At 62.5% G+C, this 12771-nt stretch carries 11 protein-coding genes and 1 tRNA gene; 7 read left to right on the top strand and 5 right to left on the bottom strand.

Translation table 11 applies throughout. From position 1 onward, the window contains the following. Positions 1-30: 30 nt before the first annotated feature. From yacG to hemA, 5 genes are all read left to right on the top strand, one after another. The gene (gene yacG, locus J5Y06_RS07720) at positions 31-258 is read left to right on the top strand and encodes a DNA gyrase inhibitor YacG (RefSeq protein WP_209334569.1); all 228 of its coding nucleotides are present in this window, start codon (positions 31-33) and stop codon (positions 256-258) included. Positions 259-460: 202 nt separating this feature from the next. After that, positions 461-536, top strand: a tRNA-Phe gene (locus J5Y06_RS07715). Positions 537-778: 242 nt separating this feature from the next. Continuing rightward, the gene (locus tag J5Y06_RS07710; protein ID WP_209334568.1) at positions 779-1852 is read left to right on the top strand and encodes an HPP family protein; all 1074 of its coding nucleotides are present in this window, start codon (positions 779-781) and stop codon (positions 1850-1852) included. 105 nt (positions 1853-1957) lie between these two features. Continuing rightward, positions 1958-2167 (top strand): hypothetical protein, encoded by a 210-nt coding sequence (locus J5Y06_RS07705; protein ID WP_209334567.1) that lies wholly within the window; start codon positions 1958-1960, stop codon positions 2165-2167. A gap of 110 nt (positions 2168-2277) precedes the next feature. Then, positions 2278-3555: a 5-aminolevulinate synthase gene (hemA, locus tag J5Y06_RS07700; RefSeq protein ID WP_209334566.1), complete on the top strand. Its 1278-nt coding sequence runs from the start codon at positions 2278-2280 to the stop codon at positions 3553-3555. Between the two features lie 15 nt (positions 3556-3570). On the opposite strand, the gene J5Y06_RS07695 is transcribed toward hemA, so the two are convergent. Both J5Y06_RS07695 and mscL read right to left on the bottom strand, forming a co-directional pair. Continuing rightward, on the bottom strand, positions 3571-4746 hold the full coding sequence (locus J5Y06_RS07695) for a pyridoxal phosphate-dependent aminotransferase (RefSeq protein WP_209334565.1): 1176 nt from the start codon (positions 4744-4746) through the stop codon (positions 3571-3573). Between the two features lie 84 nt (positions 4747-4830). Beyond that, positions 4831-5265 carry a large conductance mechanosensitive channel protein MscL gene (mscL, locus tag J5Y06_RS07690; protein WP_209334564.1) on the bottom strand — a complete coding sequence of 145 codons (435 nt, stop codon included), beginning with the start codon at positions 5263-5265 and terminating at the stop codon, positions 4831-4833. A 177-nt stretch (positions 5266-5442) separates the two neighbouring features. On the opposite strand from mscL, the gene J5Y06_RS07685 reads away from it, so the two are divergent. Beyond that, positions 5443-8919 carry a PAS-domain containing protein gene (locus J5Y06_RS07685; protein WP_209334563.1) on the top strand — a complete coding sequence of 1159 codons (3477 nt, stop codon included), beginning with the start codon at positions 5443-5445 and terminating at the stop codon, positions 8917-8919. Between the two features lie 3 nt (positions 8920-8922). Here the strand turns inward: J5Y06_RS07685 and J5Y06_RS07680 are convergent, their stop codons facing one another. From J5Y06_RS07680 to J5Y06_RS07670, 3 genes are all read right to left on the bottom strand, one after another. Next, a complete protein-coding gene (locus tag J5Y06_RS07680) occupies positions 8923-9576 on the bottom strand; it encodes a response regulator transcription factor (protein WP_209334562.1) in 654 nt (217 codons plus the stop codon). A 71-nt stretch (positions 9577-9647) separates the two neighbouring features. After that, entirely contained in the window at positions 9648-10382 is a 735-nt protein-coding gene (gene phoU, locus J5Y06_RS07675; protein ID WP_209334561.1) for a phosphate signaling complex protein PhoU, read from the bottom strand. Positions 10383-10472: 90 nt separating this feature from the next. Then, positions 10473-11768 (bottom strand): ATP-binding protein, encoded by a 1296-nt coding sequence (locus J5Y06_RS07670; RefSeq protein ID WP_209334560.1) that lies wholly within the window; start codon positions 11766-11768, stop codon positions 10473-10475. 100 nt (positions 11769-11868) lie between these two features. On the opposite strand from J5Y06_RS07670, the gene ppk2 reads away from it, so the two are divergent. Beyond that, on the top strand, positions 11869-12771 hold the full coding sequence (gene ppk2, locus J5Y06_RS07665) for a polyphosphate kinase 2 (RefSeq protein ID WP_209334559.1): 903 nt from the start codon (positions 11869-11871) through the stop codon (positions 12769-12771).

Genomic DNA, 12771 nt, shown 5'->3' with positions numbered 1-12771 from the left:
CCTGTTTTCACCCACGCGTTGAATGGTGCCATGGCTGAAGCCGTTGTAACTCCGCTGCGCCCCAAGCGACCCTGCCCTGAATGCGGCCGCGCGTCGCAACGCGCGACCTTTCCGTTTTGCTCTCCGCGATGCAAGGACGTTGATCTCAATCGCTGGCTGTCTGGCGCCTACGCCATTCCCGTGCGCGACGACGAGGACGACCAGGAAAACCAAGGTCTGGCCGGGGCAGAGCCGGACGAGCGGCTGACGCGCCCCTGATGAGCTGTCGCGTTTGCCGGCTTGCGAAAAAGGCTGGGCGTCACCCTTGTTGGTTGTAAGCCGGCTCCGGCTCCCCAGCTAAACATGTGAATGTCTTGAAATCGGTGATCGGGCGCTGGACAGGGCAAAACCACGTGTTATAACCCGCCCGCTTCCGGCGGAGCGCCAACCCCGCCGACCCGAGACTTTTGTCTTGGACAGTGCCCAAGTAGCTCAGTTGGTAGAGCATGCGACTGAAAATCGTAGTGTCGGTGGTTCGATTCCGCCCTTGGGCACCATTTCTCCCTGCCGAGGCTGCTGCTTCTTCTTCTTATCCTTCCGACCGCCGCATGTTTCTTTCACGGTGATTGCGGCCATACGGTCTATGACGTGATCCTCCCTTGCGACATCAACAAAAGCTTCTGACCGCCGTTCAAGACCGGCTGCTCATCACGAACGCGTTGCAGGCCGTGTAGTTTTTGTTTGCCAGCTGGATGGGTGGCGGGGCAGAGAAAGCCGTGTTCAGCCTGAAGGACCTCTCGTGTTTCATCGTGCCCTCGCCTTCGTTCCGATCCTGGCTGGCGCAACGCTGAAGGACCGGTTGGTGGCGTGTTTGGGCACGCTGCTGGCTATCACTTTAACAGGACTGCTGTGCGCGCTCGCCCGCGGCACCGATGGCGCCGTGCCGCTGATGGTTGCTCCCGTTGGCGCTTCCGCCGTGCTGCTGTTTGCCGTGCCGGCAAGCCCGCTTGCGCAGCCCTGGTCCATTGTCGGCGGCAACACAATCTCAGCGCTGGTTGGGGTTCTCGTGGCCCGGCTTGTTCCGGATCTTACCCTGGCGAGTGGGCTGGCCGTATCCCTTGCGATCCTTGCAATGTCGTTCACACGGAGCCTCCACCCGCCAGGTGGCGCCACCGCGCTGACCGCGGTGATCGGCGGGTCTGCCATCACATCCGCCGGCTTCTTTTATCCGCTGGTCCCCGTTGCCCTGAACTCGGTCGTGCTTGTTCTGCTCGGCGTGGGGTTCCACCGCCTGTCCGGCCGCCTTTACCCGCACATTGCCGCGGCACCGCTGACGTCGGCGCAGAAAACCGCGGATGTGCCGGCGTCCTTGCGGCTCGGCTTCACGCCGGCCGATGTGGATGCCGCGCTTGCAGCCGCCAACGAAACCTTCGACATCGACCGCGATGACCTGGATGCCCTCCTCCGGCGCATCGAGCTGCAGGCCATCTTGCGCCAACATGGTGATCTGACCTGCGCCTTGGTCATGTCGCGCGACGTCGTCAGCATTCCTGTCCATGCAACCCCGGCAGCTGCGCGCGAGCTTCTCCTGCGCCACAACATCCGAACCCTGCCGGTGGTTGATCCCGAGGGACGGCTGGTGGGTGTGGCAGGCCTGCGGGAACTGCAGCGCGAGGCAGTGAGCCTGGGCGAGCTGATGTCGCGCCCGGCAACCGCACTGCCCGAGCAGTCGGCTCTCAGTCTTCTGCCAACACTAACCGACGGCCGCTCCCACGCGGTGGTGATCACCGATCCCGAAAGTCGCGTGGCCGGCTTGATCACCCAAACAGATCTGCTGGCTGCCGCCGGACGGCTTCTGCAGAAGGCTTCATAAAGCCGTAGCGTCAGGACTCCTGCGCCTTGCAACTTAGGTCTTTTTTCCTACAGTCGCTGGATGGCTGGACCGATTCGAACCCTTGGAGAAGCAGCGCGTCACAACATGGCGCTGCGCATTGGCTGTAAAGCCTGCAAGCGCACTGCAGATTATCTCGCATCTGACATTGTCCGCTTCCAGCCGGCCGGTCGCGGACTGGAGGCACTGCGCATGGTGTGCAAGGAGTGCGGCGCGCGCGAAATCACCGTGTCGGCGTTTGAGTTGCCGCGCAAGCGCGAAAACGAGGTGGTGATCTGGCGTCCGACCGTGATGTAGGCGCCAAAACTGCCATCGTTTGATGTGGGTCAATATGACCAAGACGCTGAAAGTTTACGGGATGAGCACACAGGCGTATATTTGCGGCACCTGCTAGCAGGGTGGATGGAATGAATTACCAGCGTTTTTTCGAAGAAGCGGTTGACCAGGTCCAGGCAGAAAAGCGCTACCGCGTTTTCGCCGACCTCGAGCGCATCGTGGGGCGGTTTCCCCGCGCCATCTGGCGCTCCAGCGGCGAAGCACGCGAAATCACCGTTTGGTGCTCCAACGATTATCTCGGCATGGGCCAGCACCCGGATGTGATTACGGCGATGCAGCAGGCTGCCGGCAACATGGGCTCCGGGGCCGGTGGCACGCGCAACATTTCCGGCACGAACCATCCGCTCGTCGAACTCGAGCAGGAACTGGCGGACTTGCATGGCAAGGAAGCCGCGTTGGTGTTCACCTCCGGCTTCGTGTCGAACGAGGCGTCGATCTCCACCATTGCACGACTGTTGCCGGACTGCCTGATCCTGTCGGACGAGTTGAACCACGCGTCCATGATCGAGGGCGTGCGGCGCTCGGGTGCCGACAAGAAGGTGTTCCGCCACAACGACCTCCAGCACCTTGAGCGATTGCTCGCAGTGGCACCGCGCGAGCGTGCCAAGCTGATCGTGTTCGAATCCGTTTACTCGATGGATGGCGATGTGGCTCCCATTGCAGAGATTGCCGAACTGGCGCGGCGCTACAACGCCATGACCTATATCGACGAGGTCCATGCGGTTGGCATGTATGGTGCGCGCGGCGGCGGCATCACCGACCGGGAAGGATTGGCGGACGAGATCGATGTGATCGAAGGGACGCTTGCCAAGGCGTTCGGCACGCTGGGCGGCTATATTGCCGGTCCCCGCTCGGTGATCGATGCCGTGCGCTCTTATGCACCGGGCTTTATCTTCACAACAGCGTTGCCGCCGGCGATTGCCGCGGCCGCAACGGCTTCCATTCGCCACCTCAAGGCGTCGCACACCGAGCGCGACCAGCACCAGCGACAGGCCCAGCACACCAAGGAGCGGCTCGCCGCCGCAGGGCTGCCGGTGATGTCCTCTGACACGCATATCGTGCCGGTTCTGGTGGGCGATCCCGAACTCTGCAAGCGCGCCAGCGATCACCTGCTGGAGAAGCACGGCCTTTACATCCAGCCGATCAACTACCCCACCGTGCCGCGCGGCACAGAGCGGCTGCGGATCACGCCTACGCCGTTCCATTCGGATGCGCTGATCGGCGAGCTTGCCGCGGCGCTCCGCGAAACATGGGAAGCGCTCGGCATTCCGTTTGCCCGCGACCAGCGTCCGGCGCAGCAACGCACCGACCGCATCATCCCGCTCGTGGTGCCTGCAGCCGGCGGTTAAGCGAACCACCGCCGGTCAAGCGGCGGGAAGTGTCCTGATCCAGTCGGTCAGTCGCTCCGTCGCCTGCTCGATCTGGTCAAGGCGGCGGTGGAAGCACAGGCGGAAATGCGCTTCGCCCCCTGCGCCGAACGCGGTTCCTGGTGCCAACCCGACTCCAGCCTTGTCGATGATCTCGAAGGTTGCGCTTCTGGAATCGACGATCCCGTCCACCGCGAAAAAGGCATAGAACGCGCCTTGCGGCACGCTCACGCGCACGCGCCCGGTGTCGAGCAGTGCGCTGGCCAGAATGTCCCGCGCTTTGTGCGCCCGCTCGACCTGCTCCTGGATGAAGCCTTCGCCCTGTTCAAGCGCTGCAATGGCGCCGCGCTGCATGAACTGCGCGACGCCGGAGGTGGAATACTGAATCAGGTTTTCAAAGACCTGCTGCAGGTCCGGGTGGGTGCGGAGCCAGCCGATCCGCCAGCCCGTCATCGCCCAGTTCTTCGAGAAACTGTTCACGAACAGCACCCGATCGTCCGGCTCCATCACGTCGAGGAAAGATGGTGCGCGGCCGCCGGAATAGTAAAACAGGGTGTAGATCTCGTCGGCAATGATCCAAAGGTTGCGCTCTCGGGCGAGATTCAACAGCTGCCGCAGCGTGTCGAGGTCAGCCGTCCACCCCGTCGGGTTGGAAGGCGTGTTGATGAAAAGCACGCGTGTCCGCTCGGTGATGGCATCTGCCACGCGATCAATGTCGCAGATCCAGCCATTGTCAGTTTCACGGAGCGGCACCGGGACGGGCATTGCTCCCGCCAGGCCCGTTGCTCCTGCGAAATTTGGCCAGGCCGGCGTCAGGTAGATGGCCTCGTCGCCCGCGCCCGTCGTTGCCTGCAGCGCAAGCTGGATCGCGTGCATTCCGCTGCCCGTGATCAGAAACTCTTCCGGTGCAAAGCTGCGACCGAAATGGCGTTCATGGTAGCCCGCGAGGGCTTGCCGGAGTTCCGGTATACCGCGCTGCCAGGTGTAAAAGGTTTCCCCCGCCGCCAACGCGGCCTGCGCGGCCTGCGTGATGAAGCCGGGCGTCGGCAGGTCGCCTTCCCCCGCCCACAGCGGGATGGTTCCCGCTCGTGCGCGGCCGTAGTTCATCGCCGCCACGATGTCGCTTTCCGGCGCGTTGCGGGCTTCCGATCTCAAATGTTGAAGGATGCTCACGGGAAAACCTCGAAAACGAAAGGAGCGCGCCCTGCAGGGTCGCGCCCTCGTTAGCGCCTCCCCAAGCGGTACGCTAGGCCAAGATCAGACCGGACGCTTGGCCAGAAGATCGCGAATCTCCGTCAGCAGCATGACGTCCGGGGGTGGTGGTGCCGCGGGAGCAACCGCTGCTTTTTCTTCCCGTTCGATCCGGCGGCGCATGTTGTTGACGGCCTTGACCATCAGAAAAATGATGAAAGCCAGGATCAGGAAATTGATGATCACCGTGATGAAGCTGCCATAGGCGAAAACGGCGCCCTGTTCGCGCGCTGCAGCCAACGTGGGCGCCGTCACAGCAGATGACAGGGGCAGGAAGTAGTCCGAGAAATCGAACCCGCCGAAGATCGCGCCCACAAATGGCATGATGATGTCGTCCACCAGCGAGGTCACGATCCGCCCGAAGGCCCCGCCGATGATCACGCCCACTGCGAGATCCATGACGTTGCCCTTGGCGATGAATTCCTGAAACTCTCTCAGCATGAGAAGCCACCCCTTGATGCTTCCGACGACGCGACCGCCTCCTGCGGCCTCACCGCAGCATAAGATGAAGCACGGCGAGGAAAGCAAGGGGTGGATCGGCTTGTTCCCAGCCTCGTGTTGTTGGACAAGATCCGCCTGCCCATGCTTTGCTGCCGATTGCATCGGAAGGAGACAAGCGTGCAGGGCTGGGCCGTTGTTTTAGCCGCGCTTGCATATGTAACGCTGCTGTTCGTGGTCGCGAGTTTGGGCGACCGCCGCGGGCAACGCAGCAGCGGCGGCAGGCCGCTGATTTATGCGCTCAGCCTCGCGATCTACTGCACGTCGTGGACCTTCTTCGGCTCCGTCGGCTTGGCCTCCGAGCGCAACCTGGAATTTCTGGCGATCTACATCGGGCCTATTCTGGTGTTCGTGTTCGGCTTTCCGCTTCTCAGGCGCATCGTGCGTATCGCGAAATCCGAGAAGATCACCTCCATCGCGGACTTCCTCGCCGCCCGCTACGGCAAGAGCTTCGCCGTTGCGTCCATCGCCACCCTGATCGCGACCCTCGGCACGATCCCCTACATCGCCCTGCAACTGAAGGCGATTTCCGAAACCGTCGGATTGATGGTTGCGCACTACAACACGCAGCCGCCCGACGTGCAGTTCTTCGTCGGCGACCTGTCCCTGATCATCGCGCTGCTGCTCGCCGTGTTTGCCGCCCTGTTCGGCACGCGGCAGGCCGACGCGACGGAGCATCAAAACGGGCTGATTCTCGCCGTTGCGGTGGAATCCATCGTCAAGCTCGTAGCCTTCCTGACCGTGGGCCTGGCGGTCACCTTCTTCTTGTTTGGAGGGGTCGGCCCGATTGTCAGCGCGATCGGCGAAAACCCGGCGGTGATGGAGGCGGTGAGCTACAGCACCTCGCTGCCCACCTGGATCGTGACCACCATGCTGTCAGGCTTTGCCATCCTGATGCTGCCGCGCCAGTTCCACGTGACCGTGGTGGAAAACCGCACGGATGCCGAGCTCCGGACGGCGACACGGGTGTTTCCGCTTTACCTGATCGCCATCAACATCTTTGTTCTGCCGATCGCCTTTGCCGGTCTAACCTTCGTGGGCGATGCAACGAGCGCCGACCTTTATGTTGTCGCACTGCCCCTTGCGGCCGGGCAGGACTGGCTGGCGATGATTGCCTTCATCGGCGGCCTTTCAGCAGCAACGGCCATGGTGATCGTGGCCAGCGTGGCTCTTTCGATCATGATCTCGAATGATCTCGTGATCCCGCTTTTCGTGCGCCGCATGGTGCAGCCCGACAGGCGAGGCTCCGAGGACTGGTCGCGCCTGATCCTCAACATCCGCCGCGCTTCCATCTTCATCGTTCTTCTCGCGGCCTTTCTTTATTACCGGGAAACAACCGGGAACACGCGGCTGGCGTCGATCGGGCTGATCTCCTTTGCAGCCGTTGCGCAGTTCGCACCAGCTTTCCTCGGCGGGCTCCTTTGGCGCGGTGCCAACGGGCGCGGCGCCGTTCTCGGCATGCTGGCCGGCACGTCCTTGTGGGCCTACACCCTGCTCCTGCCTTCGCTTGCGCCTGCCAACACAAGCATTCTCACGCATGGGTTGTTTGGAATGGAGGCGCTGCGGCCGCAGTCCCTGTTCGGCACCGTCGGTGAACCGTTGAACCACGGTGTGCTTTGGAGCCTGTGCATCAACACACTGTTCTTCGTGCTCGGTTCCTTGTCACGCGCGGCTCGTCCCCTGGAGCGCATCCAGGCCGCCATCTTCGTGCCGCGCGACATTAATCCCGTGCCGGGTCTTCGGCGCTTCCGCACGACCGTTACCGTCGATGAGCTCAAGGACACGATCGCCCGCTATCTCGGCGTGGAACGAACCGAGCGCTCCTTCGAGGCCTTCGAAGCCGGCCAGGGGCGCCGCCTGCATGGCAACGAGCCGGCCAGCATGACCGTTGTTCGCTTCTCGGAGCAACTGCTGGCGAGCGCCGTCGGCTCCTCATCGGCTCGCCTGATCCTGTCGCTGCTCCTCGGACGCAACGACCGCTCGCCCAAGGATGCCTTCCGGCTGCTCGATGACGCGTCGGAGGCCCTGCAGCAGAACCGCGACCTCCTTCAAACGGCCCTTGACCAGATGGATCAGGGGATCACCGTTTTCGACAAGGACCTGCGGCTGACCAACTGGAACCTGCAATTTCGCGCGCTGTTCGACCTCCCGGAAGACCTGGGCCAGGTCGGCGTCTCCTTGCATCACATCCTGCGCCATCTGGTTGAGCGTGGCGACCTGGCTCCGCGCTTCGAGATCACCGCGCTGAACCGCTTGAGCAGCTTCGGCACCCCGTGGCGCATCGAACTGCAGGGCAGCGGCCGCATCATCGAACTGCGCTCCAATCCCATGCCGGATGGAGGCATGGTCGCGACCTATTCCGACGTCACCGCAGCGGTTGCCGCTGACGCTGCGCTGAAGCGGGTCAACGAAACGCTCGAACAGCGCGTGGTGAGCCGCACGGCGGAGCTCGTTCGCGTCAACGAGGAACTGGCACAAGCCCAGGAGCTGGCCGAAGAAGCCAACCTTTCCAAGACGCGCTTCCTTGCGGGCGCCGGCCACGACATCCTTCAGCCGCTCAACGCTGCCCGGCTGTACTGCACATCGTTGATCGAACAAGCCGGCAAGGGATCAACCGCCGATGCTGCCCAGAACATCGAATCTGCGCTGGAGTCAGTTGAAACCATCCTCGGCGCGGTTCTGGACATTTCGCGGCTCGATGCCGGCGCGCTCAAACCCGCTGAAACCACCTTCCGGCTCGACGGCTTGTTGAAGCAGATCCACACCGACTTTCTTCCCGTGGCGGCAGAAAAAGGCCTTGAGTTGCGGACGCTGCCTTCGTCGCTTGCAGTTCATACCGACCGCAATCTGCTGCGCCGCGTCATTCAAAACCTTGTTTCCAACGCGGTGAAGTACACGCGCGCCGGCCGCGTGCTGGTGGGTGTTCGCCGCCGGGGCGCCCTGCTGGAGATCCAGGTGCTGGATTCCGGCATCGGCATCGCGCCAGCCGAACTCAACACCGTGTTCCGCGAGTTCACGCGGCTCGATGACGGCATGCGCGAGGCGCAGGGGCTGGGGCTCGGGCTTTCCATCGTGGATCGCATCGCGCGGGTTTTGCGATTGGAGATCCAGGTTCGGTCTTTCAAGGGACGCGGCACCCGCTTTTCGGTGCTGTTGCCGGTCGCAGAAGCCCCCGCCACAGCCGGTGATGGGAACATGCTGCCCTTGAGCCTAGCCGCCGGGGAGCTTGGAGGATTGTTGGTGCTGTGCATCGACAATGATCCGCGCATCCTGGATGCCATGCGCCAGCTTCTTGAAGGCTGGGGCTGCACGGTCCGGGTTGGTGCCGACAGCGCCTCCTCTCTGGATGGCCCGCCTCCCGATGTGCTGCTTGTGGATTACCATCTGGACAGAGAAACCGGTTTGGATGCCGTTCGTGCCGTGCGCGCGCATCACAAGCTGTTTGTTCCGGCCGTGCTGATTACGGCTGATCGCAGCGCGGAGGTCCGGGCGGCGGCGGAAGCCCTGGACATGCGGGTCATCAACAAGCCGGTAAAACCGGCCGTTCTGCGCCTGACCCTGTCGCGGCTCCGCCGCATGGAGGAAGCGGCGGAGTGATTCTCAGCCAGGAAGTGGTTCGGCGCCGAGCTTGGACAAAAAGATCACGGCCTGTGTGCGGCTGTCGACGCCGAGCTTCTGCAACACTGCTGACACATGCGCCTTCACGGTGGCTTCCGACACGTCGAGTTCATAAGCGATCTGCTTGTTGAGCAGACCCGAGGACAGCATGGTGAGAACGCGCGTTTGCTGCGGCGTCAGGCTTTGCAGCCGTCGGATCAGTTGCTGCATTTCGGGATCTCCTTCCGTGCCGAGCTCCAGATTTGCGGGCATCGCAACGCCGCCTTCCAGAACTTGGCGCACCGCGGCGCGGATTTCTTCCATGCTGGCAGATTTGGAAATGAACCCCGATGCGCCCAATGCGAGCGTGCGGCGCACGGTTTCCGCGCCGTCATGGGCCGACACAACCACGATCGGCAGATCCGCAAAAGCGGCGCGCATCCGCACCAACCCAGACAGGCCGCTGCCGCCTGGCATGGACAGATCGAGCAGCATCAGGTCGATGTCATCTTCGTCGGCGGCCGACGCTTGCGCGGTCTCGAAGTCGCCGGCTTCCAGAATAGCCACTTCGCTGCCTAGTCCGGCGAGGGCATTCCGCAGCGCGCCACGGAAAAGCGGATGATCGTCCGCAACCACGAATTTCAGGCCGGTGCCCAAATGAAGCCGCTTCCCAGCCAGAGTGACATTCCCCGCATTATGCGAGGAACACCGGCGCACGCAAGCGTGGCTTATTCGCCGGCCTTGCGAAGCATCGGCGCCATCATGATGTGGTGGCTCCTGTCGTCCTTGGCGCGTTCTGCGGGCAACAAGCGGCCGGTCGCCGTGTAGAAAATCGTTTCAGCGATGTTTGTTGCGTGGTCGCCGATGCGCTCGATGTTCTTGGCGCAAAACAGCAGATGGGTGCAGGGCGCGATGTTGCGCGGGTCTTCCATCATATAGGTCAGAAGCTCGCGAAACAGCGATGTGTACATCTGGTCGATGTTGTCGTCGCGATCGCGCAAGGACGAGATCCGGTCGACCGAACGCGATGCGAAGATGTCGAGCACTTCCTTCAACTGCGTCAATGCGAGGTCGGACAGGGCTTCGAGGCCACGAAACAAGCGCGGCGGCTGCAGGCCCTCGCTGACGGCAACCACCCGCTTGGCGATGTTCTTGCCGAGATCCCCCACGCGCTCGAGATCGCTTGAGATACGGATGGCGCCGATGATCTCCCGCAGGTCGTGCGCCAGCGGCTGACGCCGGGCAATGATCACCACCGCCTTTTCGTCAATCTCGCGCTGGGCATCATCCAGCAACTTGTCGTCGAGGATGATGCGCTGCGCCAGGGCTGTGTCCGAGGTCACGAGTGCTGAAATGGCACGCTCCACCATGCGTTCGGCATGGCCGCCCATCGCGCCGATGCGGGCCACCAGGAACTTCAGCTCCTCATCATAAGAACGGACACTATGCTGCTGGGCGACCATACGCGACTTCTTCCCAAGAATGGCAGTCGGCAACGACTCTAGCGGATGTCGCTAGCTGATTCCCGTGACAGAACGACGAAACCTCTGCTTTTACTCAAGCAACTTCTTCCGTTCGGGGAAAAATACCGTGAACTCGGTTCCTTCGCCCACCTGAGACCTAATCAGGAGCCGCGCATTGTGCCGCGTCACGATGTGCTTGACGATGGCAAGGCCAAGGCCGGTGCCCTTCTGGCTGCGGCTTGCCTCGACGTCGACGCGGTAGAACCGTTCCGTGATGCGGGGGATATGCTCTTCGGCGATGCCCGGCCCAAAATCACGGATCGATGCGGCGATGCCGGGCTCGCCCGCATCGTCCCGGCGCCCCAAAGACACTTCCACCCGACCTCCGTCTCTGCCGTACTTGCAGGCATTCTCAAGCAGGTTCTCGAAGACCTGAAACAATTCGTCCTTGTTGCCGAGCACCGTAAAGCCGTCCTCTCCCCAGTTGGGCACGACCTTCAGCCCCGCTTCGCGCGCCCGCTGGTCGATCGTGTCGATCACCCGCTCGAGGATCGGCCGCAGGTCGGCCGTTTCGCCCGGCTTGAGCATGGGCTTCATTTCAACGCGCGAAAGCGACAGAAGGTCGTCGATGAGACGCGCCATCCGGCCGGTTTGTTCCTGCATGATACCCAGGAACCGGTCGCGTGCGACCACATCGTTCTTGGCAGGTCCGCGCAAGGTCTCGATGAAACCCGAGATGGACGCAAGCGGCGTGCGCAACTCGTGGCTCGCATTGGCGATGAAGTCGGCCCGCATACGGTCGATGCGTCGCCCTTCGCTTTGGTCGCGGAACACCAGCGCCGACAACCCCGATGTCCGGTCGAGAAGTGTCACGCTGACCCTGTACAACTGCTCCAGGGGCAGCCGCTCCACATAATCCACGACGGTGCCTGGATCGTTGCCGTGGAGCGCGTCCTCGATCAGGTGCTGCAGTTCCGGCGCCCTGAAGCGCAACTGCAGCATCGTGCCCGGCAGCACTGCGCCGAAAACAGCCACGGCAGCAGGATTGGCGTGCACCACAACGCCGCCGCGATCAAATACGATCAACGGATCGGCGACAGCGCGGGCGAGATCGATAGCCGATATTTCGGGAAGGACATCGCTTGTGCGCACCAGCGCGTCTGACGCGTCGCGCAGCACGATACGCCGTGGGCGCAGGGCCATAATCGCGATCAGGGAAAGCAAGACGGCAATGGCAAGGCCTGCCCATAGCAATGCCGGTTCCATGGCGCAGAGCACTGCCACCCCAGCCAGCCCGGCCGCCAGCATCAGCCAGATCGCGCTCCGCGTTCCTTGTTCTTCGCCGCTCGATTCTTGTTCCGGCAGTTGCACCGCCACCTGCGCCATTGCTTTCACACTGTTTCACGCCGATCGAGGATCGACCTTGCGCCATCGTCTAAGTCCATGCACCACATAGCATGACAGGCTGATTGCAGAAGGACAGGCGATGAACGAGAAAATCGCGCCGGCAAACTTTCCGGACACACCGGCGGTAACGCTGGAGATCAACGGCGAAAGCAAGATCTTCGACGTCGATGACGAGGCGCTGCCAGACTGGGTGGAAGGCGGTGCGCTCACCTCGGGCGATTACCCTTACGAGAAGGCCCTGAAGAAAGCAGAATTCGAAGACACGATGCTGGCGCTCCAGGTCGAGTTGGTTCGGCTGCAGGAGTGGCTGAAAACCACGGGCGAGCGGGTCATGATCCTGTTTGAGGGACGTGACGCCGCCGGCAAAGGAGGAACGATCGCCGCGCTTCGGGAGAACCTCAATCCTCGCACTGCGAGGAATGTGGCGCTGCCAAAGCCAAGCGAAGTGGAACAGGGGCAGTGGTACTTCCAACGCTATGTGGCGCACTTCCCGACGCGGAGCGAATTGGTGACATTCGACCGCTCCTGGTACAATCGCGCTGGCGTCGAGCGCGTAATGGGCTTCTGCTCCCCCGAACAATACGAGCAGTTCATGGATGAAGTGCCGTTGTTCGAACGCATGATCGTGCGCGACGGCATCCACTTCTTCAAGATCTGGCTCGAAATCGGCCGGGAAACGCAGTTGAAGCGCTTTCACGACCGGCGGCAAAGCATCCTGAAGAGCTGGAAGTTTTCACCCATCGACATCGCCGGACTGACGCGGTGGGACGATTACACGCAAGCGCGCAACGAAATGTTCGAGCGCACCCACAGCGAGCATGCTCCGTGGACGATCGTGCGCTCCAACGACAAGCGGCGTGCCCGCATCGCGGTGATCCGCCACATCTTGCGCGCCATCCCCTATGAAGGGCGCGACCTCGGCGCCATCGGCGAAACCGATCCGAAGATCGTGCGATCGGGCGCCGATTATGCGGTGAAATGA

The organism is Tianweitania sediminis (genome assembly GCF_017813335.1).
Lineage (GTDB): Bacteria > Pseudomonadota > Alphaproteobacteria > Rhizobiales > Rhizobiaceae > Tianweitania > Tianweitania sediminis.
This window is presented reverse-complemented; position numbering and strand designations above follow the sequence as displayed.